This window comes from Flavobacterium sp., from assembly GCF_029242675.1.
Taxonomy (GTDB): Bacteria; Bacteroidota; Bacteroidia; order Flavobacteriales; family Flavobacteriaceae; genus Flavobacterium.
In genome coordinates, this window is sequence record NZ_JAQWTM010000369.1 from 1 (window position 1) to 17719 (window position 17719).

Annotated in this window: 13 protein-coding genes; 3 read left to right on the forward strand and 10 right to left on the reverse strand. The window is 35.8% G+C overall.

What is annotated here, in order from left to right; genetic code table 11:
* Positions 1–239 precede the first annotated feature (239 nt).
* The 4 genes from hppD to uvrC form a co-directional block, all read right to left on the reverse strand.
* A complete protein-coding gene (gene hppD / locus P8M54_RS13580) occupies positions 240–1400 on the reverse strand; it encodes a 4-hydroxyphenylpyruvate dioxygenase (protein WP_300288487.1) in 1161 nt (386 codons plus the stop codon).
* Positions 1401–1573: 173 nt separating this feature from the next.
* Positions 1574–2731: a homogentisate 1,2-dioxygenase gene (locus tag P8M54_RS13585; RefSeq protein ID WP_300288488.1), complete on the reverse strand. Its 1158-nt coding sequence runs from the start codon at positions 2729–2731 to the stop codon at positions 1574–1576.
* Positions 2732–2913: 182 nt separating this feature from the next.
* Positions 2914–5118, reverse strand: a complete 2205-nt coding sequence (locus P8M54_RS13590) for a patatin-like phospholipase family protein (protein ID WP_300288489.1) — start codon at positions 5116–5118, stop codon at positions 2914–2916.
* Positions 5119–5171: 53 nt separating this feature from the next.
* Positions 5172–6971, reverse strand: coding sequence for an excinuclease ABC subunit UvrC (gene uvrC, locus P8M54_RS13595; RefSeq protein WP_300288490.1), 1800 nt, complete (start codon positions 6969–6971; stop codon positions 5172–5174).
* 126 nt (positions 6972–7097) lie between these two features.
* Between uvrC and P8M54_RS13600 the strand changes: the two genes are divergently transcribed.
* From P8M54_RS13600 to P8M54_RS13610, 3 genes are all read left to right on the forward strand, one after another.
* Complete coding sequence (locus P8M54_RS13600; protein WP_300288492.1) at positions 7098–8069, forward strand: succinylglutamate desuccinylase/aspartoacylase family protein; 972 nt, start codon at positions 7098–7100, stop codon at positions 8067–8069.
* Positions 8062–8631, forward strand: coding sequence for a 5-formyltetrahydrofolate cyclo-ligase (locus P8M54_RS13605; RefSeq protein WP_300288493.1), 570 nt, complete (start codon positions 8062–8064; stop codon positions 8629–8631). The genes P8M54_RS13600 and P8M54_RS13605 overlap by 8 nt, the downstream gene beginning before the upstream one ends.
* Positions 8632–8701: 70 nt before the next feature.
* Positions 8702–9304, forward strand: coding sequence for a hypothetical protein (locus tag P8M54_RS13610; RefSeq protein ID WP_300288494.1), 603 nt, complete (start codon positions 8702–8704; stop codon positions 9302–9304).
* A gap of 111 nt (positions 9305–9415) precedes the next feature.
* Here P8M54_RS13610 and P8M54_RS13615 read toward each other — a convergent pair whose 3' ends face one another.
* The 6 genes from P8M54_RS13615 to P8M54_RS13640 all read right to left on the reverse strand — a co-directional run.
* Positions 9416–10021 (reverse strand): lipoprotein signal peptidase, encoded by a 606-nt coding sequence (locus tag P8M54_RS13615; RefSeq protein WP_300288495.1) that lies wholly within the window; start codon positions 10019–10021, stop codon positions 9416–9418.
* A gap of 88 nt (positions 10022–10109) precedes the next feature.
* Complete coding sequence (locus P8M54_RS13620) at positions 10110–10490, reverse strand: TraR/DksA C4-type zinc finger protein (protein ID WP_300288496.1); 381 nt, start codon at positions 10488–10490, stop codon at positions 10110–10112.
* A 7-nt stretch (positions 10491–10497) separates the two neighbouring features.
* Complete coding sequence (gene ileS / locus P8M54_RS13625; RefSeq protein WP_300288497.1) at positions 10498–13899, reverse strand: isoleucine--tRNA ligase; 3402 nt, start codon at positions 13897–13899, stop codon at positions 10498–10500.
* Between the two features lie 184 nt (positions 13900–14083).
* On the reverse strand, positions 14084–14617 hold the full coding sequence (locus tag P8M54_RS13630; RefSeq protein ID WP_300288498.1) for a hypothetical protein: 534 nt from the start codon (positions 14615–14617) through the stop codon (positions 14084–14086).
* Positions 14618–14897: 280 nt separating this feature from the next.
* Positions 14898–15611 carry a DNA repair protein RecO gene (gene recO, locus P8M54_RS13635; protein ID WP_300288499.1) on the reverse strand — a complete coding sequence of 238 codons (714 nt, stop codon included), beginning with the start codon at positions 15609–15611 and terminating at the stop codon, positions 14898–14900.
* Between the two features lie 59 nt (positions 15612–15670).
* The coding region (locus P8M54_RS13640; protein ID WP_300288500.1) for a T9SS type A sorting domain-containing protein at positions 15671–17719 on the reverse strand (2049 nt) is incomplete at its 5' end.

Here is a 17719-nt window from a genome sequence, read left to right on the forward strand (position 1 = left end):
ATTAAAACAAAAAAACTCAGTCAAATAATGACTGAGTTTTTATGCTATTAACTAACCAAAAAACTATAAATTATGAAATTTATATCAAATCGGAAGGAAACCACCCCTTCCATTTTGCGAGTGCAAAGGTAGCTAACAAATCAAGATTTAAAAACTAAAAAAAAAGTTTAACAAATCATTGATAAATTCCGAACTAATTGAATGGTTATTTTTTCACATAATGTAAAAAAAAGCGTCTTTTATAGCGTTCCTCGCAATTCCTGTTCTCTCTCAATAGATTCAAAAAGAGCTTTAAAATTACCGGCACCAAAGCCTTTAGCACCCATTCTTTGGATTATTTCAAAAAATAAGGTTGGTCTATCTTGTACTGGTTTAGTGAATATTTGCAATAAATACCCATCTTCATCAGCATCTACCATGATGGCTAATTTTTCTATTTCGTTAATATCTTCTTTCATCATACCCATGTGCGCTCCCAATCGTTCTGGAATAGCTTGGTAGTAGGTATGTGGCGGTGCTGATAAAAACTCCACACCTCTTGCTCTTAACTGACTTACGGTTTTAATAATGTCATCTGTAGCAATAGCGATATGTTGTATTCCTGGACCTCCGTAAAAGTCTAAATATTCTTCTATTTGTGATTTTTTCTTTCCTTCGGCTGGCTCGTTGATTGGGAATTTAATTCTTCCGTTTCCGTTAGACATTACTTTACTCATCAAGGCAGAATACTCCGTCGTGATTTGCTTGTCATCAAAAGACAGGAAGTTTACAAACCCCATAACCTCTTCATAGAACTTCACCCAAGTATTCATCTCGTTCCAACCTACATTTCCAACCATGTGGTCAATGTATTTTAAACCTGTTGCTTCAGGATTGTAATCAGATTTCCACTCTTTATAACCCGGTAAAAAGATTCCATTGTAGTTTTTACGCTCAACAAAAATATGTACTGTTTCTCCATAAGTATAAATCCCAGAACGAACTACTTCTCCATGTTCGTCTTTCTCCACTGTTGGTTCCATGAACGAGCGTGCGCCACGTTTCATAGTCTCTTCGTAAGCTGATGTTGCATCTTCAACCCATAAAGCGGCTACTTTAACTCCGTCACCGTGTTTTTTAAGATGTTCGTGAATAGGAGAATCCTGCGTTAAGGGTGTCGTTAGAACAATACGAATTTTGTCTTGCTTCAACACATAGGATGTTCTGTCCTTTACTCCTGTTTCTAATCCGGCATACGCCAATGATTGGTAACCAAAAGCCGTTTTGTAATAATGAGCGGATTGTTTTGCGTTTCCTACGTAGAATTCTACATAGTCTGTTCCTAATAACGGAAGGAAATCTTGTGCTCCTTCAAATATTTTTTCTAATCCGTATTCTACTGATTTTACTTCTTTTGCCATGATATTTATTTGTTTAATCGTTGCATCATTTAATCGTTGCAACCGAATTGATTTTTTGAAATTTGATTTTTAGCCCTGATGGTAGCGGCATCCTTTATGTTTTTTCTTTAAAAACATAAAGATATAGCGAACAGCGGGAAATAGCTCCTACTGCAAATTCGCTCAGAAGGAAATTACTCCACCCAAGATTTATAGTATTGCCCATCGTCCAATCCCATGGCTTCCTCAGTAACCATTAGCGGGCGGAAGGTATCGACCATAACGGCCAATTCCTCAGTACCTGTGTGACCTATACTGCGTTCCATTGCTCCCGGTGCTGGTCCGTGTGGAATTCCTTTTGGGTGTAAAGTGATGTGTCCTTGCTCGATATTGTTGCGGCTCATAAAATCACCATCGACATAATACAACACTTCGTCGCTGTCAATATTACTGTGATTATAGGGCGCAGGAACTGATTTTGGGTGGTAGTCGTACAACCTTGGCACAAACGAACAAACAACAAAAGTCGCCGTTTCAAATGTTTGATGCACCGGTGGCGGTTGGTGTACGCGCCCTGTTATTGGTTCGAAATTGTGAATGCTAAATCCGTATGGAAAATTATAGCCGTCCCAACCAATCACGTCAAAAGGATGCGTGGCATAAACCACTTCATGCATCATGCCTTCTTTTTTGATTTTAATTAAAAAGTCTCCTTTTTCGTCGTGTGTTTCTAATTCTGTAGGCAAAATAAAATCGCGTTCGCAAAAAGGGGAATGTTCTAAATGCTGTCCCGACTCATTTTTATAACGTTTTGGAGTATAAAAAGGCGCAAACGACTCGACGTAAAACAGACGATTATCTTCAGTATCAAACTGAATTTGGTAAATGATTCCGCGTGGAATAATCAGGTAATCTCCGTACTCAAAAGGAATATTTCCTAGCATGGTACGCAATTTCCCTTTTCCTTTGTGAATGAAAATCATTTCATCAGCATCGGCATTTTTATAAAAATATTCGGTTAGTGATTTTCGTGGTGCAGCAAGTCCTATTGTACAGTCTTTATTGACTAACATGGCTTTGCGGCTTTTTAGGAAATCGTCGGCTGGTTTTAATTCAAATCCTTTTAATAACAAAGACTTGATGTTTTTACCAATAGCTATTTTAGGCTCGACTGAATAGGAATTTAAAATTTCTTTGACCTGAGTGGGTCTATGAACGTGGTACGATAGCGAGGCATGTCCGTGGAAACCTTCAGTACCAAACAGTTGTTCGTAGTAAAAACCCCCATTTGGTTTTACGAACTGTGTATGTCTTTTTTGAGGGAATGTCCCTAGTTTATGATATAATGGCATGTTTTTTTTGTTTTAAGTGTAACTAAATCAAGCAAGATTGCTTTGTACTTTGCTATTCTAAATCAAAAAAAAGTAACCTATTCAGGATTTCTCTTGATAAGGAATTGCAGATATTCTAATAAACCGGTCCATTTCGTTTTCATTATAACAAATATCGGAATTTTTATTTATAAAAAATAAATTTAAAATATAAATCCTATACTAAACCAAGTGTAACCTTTAGAATTTTCAGGTGACCAACTGTGCTTAATTTCAATTGGACCAATAGCGGTTTCTAACCCATAACCCAGCGCATAGCCCGAGTATTTAGGGATTGAAATCCAATCAACGCTTTCAAATATACGATCTCCAATGTTGGCAAAATTTGCTGTAACATTTAAATGATTCTTTTTGAATATTTCATAATCAAAGCTCAAAGAAGATTTGATATAACTATTTCCCGCTAAGCTTAAAAAATCATATCCATAAAAATGCCTGAAATTATTGATCGTATTAAAACCATAGCCTCCTAAAACAAAATTAAGGTAGGGAACACTATCACTTCCAAAAGAAAATCCACCTTCGGTTTCAAACTTTACAGTCGCATGCGAAAATACAGCAGCTGCAATTCCAAAATTAGCTTTAGCTATAGAAAAAGGATTGAAATTTTTAGTGTAATTAGAGGAAAGCAAGTACGATTGTATATCGCTAGAGAATGACCAGCCTTTGGTTGGAAAGTATTTGTCATCAAAGGAGTCGTACTTTAGATAACCAAATACACTACCATAGTCACTTTTTTCAATAAATTGATTAGAGTTATCGAGTGTAGGTGATTTGATTCTTAAATTTTTATATTCTACTCCCGCACCTAATAAAAATTTTTGCACGAATAAGGATTGAAAATACAACTGATTGGTAAGGTCAGAATAATCCATATTGATAGACGTAACCCCAAGATTAACTAAATTCAATCCACTTAATTCCGCAGCTACATTACGGTTAAACTGGTTGAATTGTGATTTAAATCCTAAACTTAAGTTATAACCGTTTTCAACATAATAATCAAAATTATACCTGAAATTATCCCCTAAAACAATGTCTAATGATGCAATATCATTTTTAAACAATGTTTTTTTGCGTGTTAAATTAACTAACACCCCACTTTTAAATAAGCCATCGTAATGTAAACCAAACTTCAAGTACGTTTGAGTAGGGTTTTCAACTAAGTTTAAGTTTAGATTGTCTTTACCGTCGTTTCCTTTATCCAAGGAATAATCAATGGCACTAAAATTTTGAGTAGCATTCAGATTATTAATACCTTTGATAAGCTGCTCGTATGCAATGGTTATACCTGGTTTAAATCGCAATTTACTAGTTACGTATTCTTTAGTATAGTTCGTAAGTGGTCCAAGATTAATTTTATCAATTTGCAAACTATCAATCGGTAGTTTTAATTTAGGCTTTTCATACTTATTGGCTCCTTCTCCAAGCACTTTTATTTTTTCAAATACTGCAAATGTTGCTTCCTCTCCCTTCTTGATGATTTCTTTTCCTTTATCAAAAGAAATCACCCCAAAATCTCTAATATCGGGCTTGATGTAAATATCGGTTTTTTTAATGTTTTCCTTCATCTTTTCGATGGTATGGAGGTTATTAATTTGGACCAAAATTTTGGTTGCGTCTTTTAGGGAAATTCTTTTTAGTAAATCATCTTGCACATCGACACCTATTATAATATCAGCGCCTAACATTTTAACCTCATCAATAGGGTAGTTGTTCGTCACTCCACCGTCGACTATCAGCTTTCCATCAATTTGCACAGGGGAAAAAAGCGAAGGAAAAGCGGAACTTGCTATAATGGCTTGTGCTAAATTCCCTTTATTAAAAATCACTTGTTTGCCCGTCTCAATATCCGTTCCTATACATAAAAAAGGGGTTGGTAACTGGAGGAAATCGCGCTGGTACCGCACGCTTCTTGTTACACTACTTAGCAAGTTAAAATTGTACATGCCTTTAGAAAGCGCTTCAGGAATACCTACCTTGAATTTATTAAAAGGTAGCACTAAAGCATATAGTTCATCATTTCTTTTTTCGTAGAAATTCTTGGAGGATCTTGGGATAAAATCTGTGATCAGCTCATTAAAATTAGTGGACTGAAAGATAGAATCAATTTGAGCTGCATTGTAACCGGTTGCATACAGCCCTCCAATTACAGATCCCATACTTGTTCCTCCAATATAATCAATTTTAACACCTGCTTCTTCTAATACTTTTAAAACACCAATATGTGCAAATCCTTTAGCACCTCCACCACTTAGGACCAAACCTACCTTGGGTCTGTTTTGTTCTTGAGCAAAAGAACTACAACAAACAAAAAAAGTGAATAGTAACAGGATATATTTTTTCATAAATAGTGATTACTTTCTAAAAGTTCAAGCATTAAAAAAAATACCAATTAGTGTTATTTAGGCAATGCATTGTAAAAGTCGACAATTTTTTTCGCTTTTGACAGTCCAATGACCTCCGTTATTTCTTTTTCGGAGGCTAACTTCAATCTTTTAACACTTTTGAAATATTGAATTAACGTTAGCATTGTTTTTTCACCAATACCTGGGATAGATTCTATGGAGGAATTCAAAGCTGCTTTACTGCGTTTGTCTCTGTGATGTGTTATACCAAATCGATGGGCTTCGTTTCGCAATTGCTGAATTACTTTTAAAGTCTCCGACTTTTTGTCCAGATATAACGGCACCGAATCTCCGGGATAAAAAAGTTCTTCTAATCGTTTTGCAATTCCAATAATCGCAATTTTCCCTCTTAAATCCAGTGCATCTAAACTTTTTAACGCCGAGGACAATTGTCCTTTACCACCATCGATAATAATTAAATTAGGTAATGGTTCTTTTTCATCTAAAAGACGCTTGTAACGGCGGTATACAACTTCTTCCATCGAAGCAAAATCATCAGGTCCTTCAACGGTTTTGATATTAAAATGTCGGTAATCTTTTTTACTAGGCTTACCATCTTTAAACACTACACAAGCGGCAACTGGATTGGTTCCCTGAATATTCGAGTTATCAAAACATTCGATATGTCTTGGCTCTACTGGCAGACGCAAATCTTTTTGCATTTGTGCCATAATTCGATTGGTGTGCCTGTCGGGATCAACAATTTGCAATTGCTTAAGTTGTTCGATACGGTAAAACTTTGCATTGCGAATCGATAAATCTAAGATTTGTTTTTTATCCCCTAATTGAGGCACGGTTACTTTAATCGTCTCGCCAAGGTCAACTCCAAAAGGAACGATAATCTCTCTGGACAATAATTGAAATCGTTCTCTAAGTTCAATAATAGCCAGTTCCAGCAACTCTTCGTCAGTCTCCTCTAGTTTTTTCTTAATTTCCATGGTATGCGAACGAATAATCGAACCATGCGAAATTTGTAAAAAATTGATATACGCTGCACTTTCATCCGAAACAATCGAGAAAACATCAATATTGGTAATCTTTGGGTTTACAATAGTCGAACGTGACTGATAGTTTTCTAAAACCTCTATTTTTTCTTTGATTTTTTGGGCTTCCTCAAAATGCATGTCTTGGGCTAATTCGATCATCACGCGTTTAAAATCTTTCATGCTTTCTTTGAAATTCCCTTTTAGGATTTCTCGAATTGCATCAACTTGCTTTTGATAATTTTGGAGCGATTCATGTCCTTCACACGGACCTTTGCAATTGCCTATGTGGTATTCTAAACACACCTTAAATTTTCCGCTGTTGATATTGGATTGACTCAAATCATAGTTACACGTTCGTAAGGGATATAACTCCTTAATCAATTCTAAAATAGTATTGACTGTTTTAAAACTAGTGTACGGCCCAAAATATTCAGACCCATCTTTTACCATTCTGCGTGTTGCAAAAATTCGTGAAAAAGGCTCTTTCTTAATACACAGCCACGGATAGCTTTTATCATCACGCAACAGTACATTGTACCGCGGCTGAAGTGTTTTTATTAAATTATTCTCTAACAATAAAGCATCTGTTTCAGTAGGGACAACAATATGCTTAATGGTTACAATTTTCTTGACCAACACATTAGTTTTGGCAGCATCATGAATTTTATTAAAATAAGAGGAAACTCGCTTTTTTAGATTCTTTGCTTTTCCCACATATAAAATCTTCCCGTCCTTATCATAATACTGATAAACACCGGGACCATCTGGTAAAGTTTGAATTTGAAGCTCTAGAGTTGGGTTTTGCATTGTAGTATTGTTTCGCTCAGTTTCAGTGCTCTGATGCGATTGAATTTTAATGAGGTTATTTCTTGAAATCATTCCAAATTTACGAATTCCAAATAATAATCTTTACATTTAGCCTTTTAATTACCTATGAAAAATACGAAAGCAATTAGCATACTTGGAGAATCGATCCTACCCGGAGAAAGCAAAACCATTGACATGGAGATTGCAAAATTACATAATACTGCCAAACTAAAAATCCCGATAATCGTATCGCGCTCTAAAATTGAAGGACCTGTAGTTTTATTTTCGGCCGGTATTCATGGAGATGAAATTAATGGTGTAGAAATCGTTCGCCAACTGATCGCTAAAAAAATCAACAAGCCTAAAAGAGGAACAATAATATGTATTCCGATCATTAATATGTTTGGTTTTATCAATATGTCACGCCAATTTCCTGATGGAAGAGACTTAAACCGTGTATTTCCTGGATCTAAAAAAGGTTCGCTAGCGGGTCGATTTGCCTATCATATTTTAACTGAAATCATGCCACAAGTAGATTATGCCGTAGATTTTCATGCCGGTGGCGCGAGCCGCTTTAATGCTCCGCAAATTCGGTTGGCACCCAATAGTCCTGAATTAAAGCAGTTAGCTGATGTTTTTAATGCACCTTACACCTTGTTTTCTAAAAACATTGCTGGTTCGTTTAGAAATGCTAGTCAAAAACTTGGTGTAAAAATGTTACTTTTTGAAGGTGGTAAATCACTCGATATTAACGAGTCGGTTGCTAGTGCAGGCGTAGCGGGAACCAAGCGTTTTTTATCTCATTTGAACATGCTAGAAACAAGACACATTGTGGAACATCCTGCAAATGAAACTATTTATATCGAAAAATCATCTTGGATCAGAGCCAAATATTCAGGTTTACTTCATGACCATAATACTATTGGTGCTTTTGTCAAAAAAGGTAGTGTTTTAGCAACAATTACAGATCCTTTTGGGAAATTTGAACATATTGTTAAAGCACCCAATGACGGATACATTATTAACGCCAACCATTCACCGATAATTTATCAGGGAGATGCTATTTTTCATATTTCTAAAACACTGATGAATGGATAACAGTAAGAGCACATTACGAAAAAAGTATAAAACACTCAGGCAATCCCTTACTGAAGTTGAACTCGAAGAAATGAATTTGGCTATTGCCAATAAGGTGCTGCAACTCCCTATTTGGGACAAGACCTACTTTCACGTTTTTTTACCGATAACGGAGCAAAAAGAAGTAGATACCGAATTGATTTTGCATCTTCTCTCTGGAAAAGACAAGGAGATTTTAATTTCGAAATCTAACTTTGAAACCCGAGAGATGACTCATTTTCTATTGACTGACAATACAAAAATCAAAAAAAACGAGTACAATATTCCTGAGCCAGTTGACGGTATCGAAGTACCTGCCAAAAAATTAGAAGTCGTTTTTGTCCCGCTTCTCGCCTATGACAAAAAAGGAAACCGAGTGGGCTACGGAAAAGGATTTTACGATCAATTTTTATCAGACTGCCAACCTGATGTCATTAAAATTGGACTTTCTTTTTTTGAACCCGAAGAAGAGATATCCGATATTTTTGAAGGCGATGTACAACTCGATTACTGTGTAACACCAAAAGAAATCTATACTTTTTAACATTTTTTGATGCTTTTTTATTGAGACAAAATGAGTAGCAAAAAACAGGAATTAAAATTAATTTTAGATTATGCTTAGAAACTATTTACTCTTCTTTTCATGTGTCATCATCCTTTCATTTGTTGGCTGTAGTTTTGGTTGTGAAAAACTTTATTTTCAAGAAAATGAAATATATTGGACTGCTACTTATGAAAAAGGTGATATGGCAATATTCCAATATAAACTAGATTCCCTAAAAAGAGATACTATTTTTATACTTGATAAAACGCATTCTTTACCAACAGGAAAATGCAATCCAGCCGTATCTACTGTAGACCCTGAAGCCTATACTGTTGATTTTAAATATTCTCATAATAAAACAATGAGCGATTCAAATTATTTATTACAACATGTCAAGGACAAGCAGCAAACTACTATTCCCGTAATTAGAATTTATGACGTAGAATTTAACCAATCAACTTTAAAAGACACATCGATAGTTTTACAAGGTTTTGGAAAACAAGAAGGCTACCTAATAGATAATTTGGAAAAGTTCAATAACATACCTGACCTTAAAATAAAAAACTTTGTTTGGAGTAAAAAACTTGGCTTGGTACAAATAAACACAGAAAACGGAGAACAATTGAATTTAATTAAAATGATTCGTGCACAACAAAAAATAGACATTAAATAGTAACTCTTTCATCGTCTAATTTTTAACCACCAATTAATCTTTATTTGCCGCAATACAAAAGGCCTGTTTCAAAATTGAAACAGGCCTTTTGTATTCGTTTATTTTTTGACTTTATGATGCCGTTTGATGAAATGCTTTTTTATTAAAAAAGATTAATATCCCCACTCCTGTTGAAATTGCCATATCAGCAATATTGAAAATAGCATTAAAAAAAGTAAAATCTCTACCTCCCCAAACTGGCAACCATGCGGGTAAACTTCCATGCCAAATAGGGAAATAAAACATATCTACCACCTGACCATGAAACCAAGTACCATACGGCTGATCAGAAAACAATGTAGCTAGTTGTCCTTGACTTCCGTCAAAGATTACTCCGTAAAAAACAGAATCAATAATGTTTCCAACGGCTCCAGCAAATATCAAAGCAATAGAAACAATCAGGAAATTCGAACTCTTTTTTCGTTCAGTAGCATCCCAAAGCCAATAGCCTATTCCTCCTACTGCAAACAACCGGAACAAAGTCAAGAATAATTTGCCGTACGCTCCAGGTATTTTTGTACCCCATGCCATTCCTTCGTTTTCGATAAAAAGTATTTTAAACCATCGAAAGACCTCAACTTCTTCCCCTAATACAAAATTAGTTTTTACATATAATTTAGAAACTTGATCCACTAATAAGATAATGAAGATAAGTAGATACGCTTTTCGTAATGACATTTTTTAAATTTTAAGTGCGTAAAAGTAATAATTTTATCAAAAAAAACGCCCCGAAAGGAGCGTTAATATTTTTCTAACTAATTGCCGTTTATCGTTGCAAGTTTTTAGCTTCGATACTCATAGTAGCATGAGGTACAATTTTCAATCTTTCTTTGCTAATTAACTTACCCGTTACTTTACAAAGTCCGTAGGTTTTATTTTCAACACGGAAAAGTGCGTTCTTCAAATCACGTATGAATTTTTCTTGGCGAATCGCCAATTGTGAGTTTGCTTCTTTGGACATGGTTTCGCTACCTTCTTCAAATGCTTTGAATGTAGGAGAGGTATCATCCGTCCCGTTATTTAAATCATTCATATAGGCACTTTTTATCAAATCTAAATCAGACTGTGCTTTCTCTATTTTTTTAAGGATAATATCTTTGAACTCTGCTAAGTCTGCGTCAGAGTATCTTGTAGCTTCATCTACCATCTTTATGTTATTTTGAAATTAAAATCATTGTTTTTATGTCGTCAAATTCAATTTCCGTACCATTATTTACTTCGTCCATAAAAACCAATTCGCTGGTCAATGTTTCTGACTTAATATAGTCTTCGTTTTTAAGAATTGCTTCCTCAAGAAGCCCGTCTCTTTGTAATTGAACTTTAATCTTATCTGTAACTTCGAAGCCTGAATCTTTACGGATATTCTGAATTCTGTTTACTAATTCTCTTGCAATCCCTTCTTGTTTCAATTCTTCTGAGATTGTAATGTCTAGCGCAACCGTAATTCCATTAGCATTTGCAACCAACCAGCCTTCAATATCTTGTGATGTAATCTCTACATCTTCTATTGATAAAGTTACGGTATTTCCTGCAATAACAATTTCTAGACTTCCATCCTTATCCAAAGCATTAATTTGGTCTGCCGTAAAACCTTGTATCTCTTTAGAAATCAAGCCCATATCTTTTCCAAAGCGAGGTCCAAGTGCTTTGAAATTAGGTTTTATTTGCTTCACTAAAACTCCAGAGGCATCATCTAAAAGAACGATTTCTTTAACGTTTACCTCGGCTTTTATCAGGTCAGAAACCGCCTCAATTTGCGCTCTTTGCGCCTCGTCAAGTACCGGAATCATTACCTTTTGCAAGGGTTGACGTACCTTGATCATTTCCTTCTTTCTTAGTGATAAAACCAGTGATGAGATCGTCTGTGCTTTCTGCATTTTGCTCTCTAACATTTTATTAACATAGTTTTCAACCGAAATTGGGAACTGTGCCAAATGTACACTCTCGAATTCTTCTGTCTTTGTTGCTACCGTTAAGTCTCTGTAAAGTTTATCCATGAAGAAAGGTGCGATAGGCGCTCCCAACTTACTGATGGTTAATAAACAGGTATAAAGTGTTTGGTAAGCAGCAATTTTATCTTGTGCATATTCCCCTTTCCAGAAGCGTCTTCTGCACAAACGCACGTACCAGTTACTCAAGTTTTCTTGAACAAATTCAGAGATAGCACGAGCCGCTTTTGTAGGTTCATAATCAGCATAAAAAGTATCCACTTCCTTAACCAAAGTATTCAACTCCGAGATGATCCATTGATCAATTTCAGGTCTTTCGTTTACCGGAATTTCGGCTTCTTCGTATTTGAACCCATCGATATTCGCATACAAACTAAAGAACGAATAGGTGTTATATAATGTTCCAAAGAACTTACGACGTACCTCAGCAATTCCTTCTAAGTCAAACTTTAGGTTGTCCCAAGGGTTTGCATTAGAGATCATGTACCAGCGCGTAGCATCAGGTCCATACTCTGAGAGTGTTTCAAAAGGGTCCGCTGCATTACCAAGACGTTTAGACATTTTTTGTCCGTTCTTGTCTAATACTAAACCATTCGAAACAACATTTTTATAGGCTACTTTATCAAAAACCAAAGTACCAATTGCATGTAAGGTATAAAACCAACCACGCGTTTGATCGACACCCTCAGCGATGAAATCAGCTGGAAAATCTTTGTTCTGGTCGATTTTGTCTTTGTTTTCAAAAGGATAATGCCACTGCGCATAAGGCATAGAACCTGAGTCAAACCATACATCGATCAAATCAGCTTCACGCACCATTGGTTTTCCTGATGCAGAAACTAAGGTAATTTCATCCACCACATTTTTATGTAGGTCAATTAAATCGTAGTTACTATCCGCCATGTTTCCAATTTCAAACCCTTTAAAAGGATTTTCTTTTTGAACACCTGCTGCAATCGATTTTTCGATTTCATTGTACAATTCTTCAACAGAGCCAATCAGAATTTCTTCTTGCTTATCTTCAGTTCTCCAAATTGGCAATGGGATTCCCCAATATCTTGAACGTGATAAGTTCCAGTCATTGGCATTTTTTATCCAGTTACCAAAACGTCCTTCACCCGTTGATTTTGGTTTCCAGTTAATCGTTTCGTTCAAGTCGAACATTCTGTCTCTAACTTCCGTGATTTTGATAAACCAAGAATCTAGAGGATAATACAAAATAGGCTTATCTGTTCTCCAACAATGTGGGTAACTGTGCACGTATTTCTCCACCTTGAATGCTTTATTTTCTTCTTTAAGTCTGATGGCGATTTCAACATCTACAGAGCGTTCTGGAGCTTCGCCATCATTATAATATTCGTTTTTAACATATTTACCCGACAAATCTCCAAGTCCGTGAACAAATTTTCCTTGCAAGTCAACTAAAGGCACTGGAATACCATTTTCGTCTAACACTAACATTGGCGGTACTTCTGGCGTAGCTTCTTTCGCCACTTTTGCATCATCAGCACCAAAAGTTGGCGATGTGTGTACAATTCCAGTTCCGTCTTCTGTCGTTACAAAATCACCCGATATTACCCTAAACGCATTTTCAGCATTTTGATATGGTACTACTAATGGCATTAATTGTTCGTACTTAATACCAACTAAATCAGCTCCTTTTGCTTCAGCAATTATTTGAAACGGAATCTTTTTATCTCCTTCTTTGAAATTCGCAAAATCGGCAGGGTCTTCACTTGCAAAAAATCCTTTTGAAAATTGCTTTCCTACTAAGTTTTTAGCTAAAACTACATTAGATGGTAAAAAGGTATATTGATTGAATGTTTTTACTAAAGCATAATCAATTTTTGGCCCTACCGTAAGTGCTGTATTTGATGGTAAAGTCCAAGGTGTTGTCGTCCAGGCTAGGATATCTACTGCACCAAAACCTTTAAAGGCAACTGGTAAAGTGGCTTCAATCGCTTTAAATTGAGCTACCACCGTAGTATCCGTAACATCACGATACGAACCTGGTTGATTTACTTCGTGAGACGATAATCCTGTTCCAGCTTTTGGAGAATACGGCTGAATGGTGTAGCCTTTGTACATCAAATCTTTGTTATAGATTTGTTTCAAAATCCACCAAACCGTTTCCATATACTTCGGTTTATAAGTAACATATGGATCTTCCATATCTACCCAATACCCCATTTTTTCGGTCAAATCATTCCATACATCTGTATAACGCATCACTGTTTTTTTACAGGCTTCGTTATATTCTTCGATAGAAATCTTTGTCCCAATATCTTCTTTGGTAATTCCAAGTTCCTTCTCAGTACCTAATTCTACTGGTAAACCGTGTGTATCCCAACCGGCTTTACGTTTTACTTGAAATCCTTTTTGAGTTTTATATCTACAAAAAATATCTTTAATAGCACGAGCCATAACGTGGTGAATTCCCGGTAATCCATTTGCTGAAGGAGGGCCTTCAAAAAATACAAACGGTTGGTTGCCTTCGCGAGTGGTTACACTCTTCTCAAATATATTTTCTTTCTTCCAAAAATCCAGTACTTCTGACGCCACTGTAGGCAAGTCAAGTCCTTTGTATTCAGTAAATTTTGTGCTCATTTTATCCTTTTCTTTAATCGATTTGCGAAAGTAATAAAATTATGTCACAAGTCGAAAGTTGAAAGTCGAAAGTTACATAACGAGTCTAATCTGAATTTGAACTTGGCTTGAATGGATAGCTATATTAATTGTTGTGGGAACGGATTGCAAATGCGCGCTAGATTTCCTTAATGTGAGGCAACCTTTAATCTTTTTCACCTGTAAAGTATCCAAACCAAGCTATTTCCTCATTTAATGGGATTTCACTTCCAAAGCCCAAGTCTTTTCGTATCATGTTTCTGAATTTATTTAAAAGAGTTGTAGGCGCTTCTTTAGTAGTATCGCTATTTCCGAACATTATTAAAGAAAACATTTCAATTAATTCAATATTATCAGAAGTAAGAATTAAATCGTTATGACATCTTCTAGCTTCTTCTGTAGTTGCATGTTGCCTTTTAATTTTTTGACCTGGACCTGGAGACAGTAGTTGAGAGTAATGAGCGTCAATCAGAGTTAAAGAATTTAATAATGCATTATACTTTAGATCTCTTTTTTGCTTTTCAACTGATTGTTGCTTTTGAATTTCAGATTTCACTTCTTCTACTTTTTTAGTAATATCTTCAATGTCTTCAAGTGTAGCTAAATTTTTCCCTTTTTCTGTAAAATAACTTTTGAAAAAAGCTACATATAATCCGCATAGAAAGATTAATATTTCTAAAATAATTTGTGTTAGTTGCATAGTTTTTATTTAAATTTTATCCAACTTAGAAATGCTAGCAAGTTAATTGCGCATTTACAACGAAGACAGGTGCTGCATCTTGTAATAAGTAGAATCATAGTTGCTAATATATAAATAAATCTTACAAAAATAGTGCGTCCTAGGTAATCTTATTCAATTTTGCGTGAAGGATGGAAGCGGCATCCTTTTATGGAGCTTGCGGAATAAAAGATATAGCATACAGCCAGACCCAGAGTTGTGAGGAGGAATGACGAAGCAATCTCAGGGGCACGCCCAAGATTTAAGAAAAAACCTCTTTTAAAACATCTAATGATTTTGGTTTTCTAAAACCGTCAAGATGGTAGCCGTAGTAATCGATCAAAATTTTCAACAGCAATTGTCTTTCAATCACATGAAACACTTTTTGATCGTTGTCTAATTTTAAATCTAAAAGCTTTTTGAACAAACTGGTTTCATGAGCAGTAAGGGAACTCATGGCACTAAAGGGAGTGAAAACACCTTCGGTCATTTCAAAAAAAGGCATATCAATATCCGACGTATCAGGATAAAAACCCAAATATTTTGAGACTTCTAATAGCAGAATTAAGTGAAAATTAGCGATTTCGTCATGCGCATCGAGCCAAAATAAAGCGACTTCTAAAAAACTAAACAGCGCTTCATTTTCTTCTTCCTCATGAATAGAGTGGTACAATATCTCGGATACAAACATCACGATGGTACTTTTATAGATATCCGAGTGAATAGACTGAAAGGGCGTACTAATTTTTATCTCCTTGAAATGCTCTAAAGTACCTTTGTTTTTGTGGACTGCTTCGATTTCTAAAATGGTAAGTGGCTGGAAATAAGCGATTTTTTGGTTTGATTTCCGTCCTGCAAAAGCATTCCGTACAAAATAGGATTTTACACCGTGAGACAACGTAAAACACTTTACAATCAAGCTTTTTTCTTGGTATTTAATAGATGAAATAACGATTGCTTTGGTTTTAACTTGCACGATTTTAATTTAAAGATTGAAAAATTTAAAGCTTGAAAAATAGAATTTTTCCCTTTAATTTATCTTATGATCATTACTTTTTTGACTGTAGTTTCGATGCCGTCTTGAGCGGATATAAAGATCATATACACTCCTGATGCTACTTTGTATTTGCCAAAAGCGGTGGTATCCCACTCGATTGTTCCTCCTTCGGAAGTAGTTTCAAAAACAAGGTTCCCTTGGATATCTGTGATTTTTATTGTTGCCTTATCAATCAAGCCCGCAATTTTTACTGTTCCTACATAACCCGGTCGCACGGGATTGGGATAAGCGTACACATTAGATAGATCATCATTAGCCTTAGTCGCAACCCCTTTAAAAGAAACTAAACCTTTGGCAGTAGCGATAAAAACTTCGCCTGTGATACCATTAATATCAATATCATTAATGACATTACTTGGCAAAGGAGAATTATTTGCTGTAAAATGATAGATGGTTTCTTGCCCGTTAGGCGACACCATAAAAACTCCTGAATCCGCAGTGCCTATCCATTTATTATTGGCTCCATCTACGACAATATCAGTTATAAACTGTTCAAACAACAACTCTTGCGCTAGACCATCATCCTCGATAATAATAGCTCTTGTAGCGGGTTGCTCATCAGTTTGAAAGCTTCCTACATTAGTTAAAACACGCAATCCCTTCGTAGTTCCTATCCAAAGCTGGTTTTTAGTATCTATTGTCAAGGCTCGCACATCCGAAATGGGTAAATTTCCCGTATCAGGTCCGGCTGTGACTTTTTTGAAAACTAAGCCGTTGTCATTAAATCCTAAGAGTCCATCGCGATTCGTTCCCATCCATTTTACACCGTTTCTATCAATAACCATTCGTGAAAAGCTATTGTCTTCACTTGCGGACAGAATTTTATCAGTGGCGTATTTTTGCCATTGCCCATTGGCGCGAAGCACTTTTATTCCGTTATTAACACGACTGTTAGTGACCCATAAATCACCTGATTTATTAAAGGCAGCGCCGTTTATTCTTACGTCAAAATAATTAGGACCTAAATACGTTATGGTTTCTAATCCGCTATTATTTTGATTGTATAAAAGAGTAGGAACATCATTTACGATCTTCAGCAAACCGGAAAAAAAAGAACTTGCATACACTTCATTTTCATCTGCCGGATTGATGGTAAGTCGCACCATTGACTTTGCACCTAGTACTTTGTCATAAGGAATTGTAAGCCAACCCTCCTTAGTATATTTACTAATACCATAACTGTCAAGGTCGTACGGATTATACCGTACATCATAGTCTCCAAAAACAGTCCAAAGAGAGGTCGACGTAGTTTGCAATGCAAAAACAGCATTTCGCAAAGGACCTGCCGGCGATAAATTTTCGAATACGATACTAGCAATTAAGGCCGTAGCAAAAAGTCCATTTTCTTTGGTACCCAAATAAACCACATCATTTATGATGGTGGCACACGAAAATAGTAAGCCGTTTACCCCTATTTGACTACTAGCAATTTGCCGTACTAAACTGAGTTGATCATTGTAGATATAAACGCTATTTGCCGTCGTAACTACTAAATTAAGCCCTACAATTCGAGCATTTAACGGCTGTTGTGGTAAAGCTATAAAACCTGAAAACGAGTTAGTAGTAGCATTGTACCTATGAATGACGCCGTCACTATTAACAGCGACTAACAGGGAATCAAACGCAGCAACACCTACCCAATTGCCGGTTGTTATCACTTCCCATTGTCTAAAATCATTTAAATTGGCATTTGTTATAGCTGCTCTACGAATACCCGCATTTGTGGCAGCGTAAATAAAGCCATTAAAAAGTGTAGTTTGGTTTACGATGATCTCTGCTCCATTATCTCCTATAAAATAGGTGTCACCAAAAAGTAGGGTTTGTAAATTGAATTGTACGATTCCGAAATCACAGGACACATAAACAAATCCTTCAAACTCCGTAAAATGGTTGACTTTTTTGATGCGTGGCGAGAATTGTTTATTGATGATATCTACGACCGGAGTTATTTTGCCTGAAACGGCATCCACAACAATCAATAATCCGTTTTCGTATCCAATCAGCGTTTTCTTAGCTGTTGTACTATA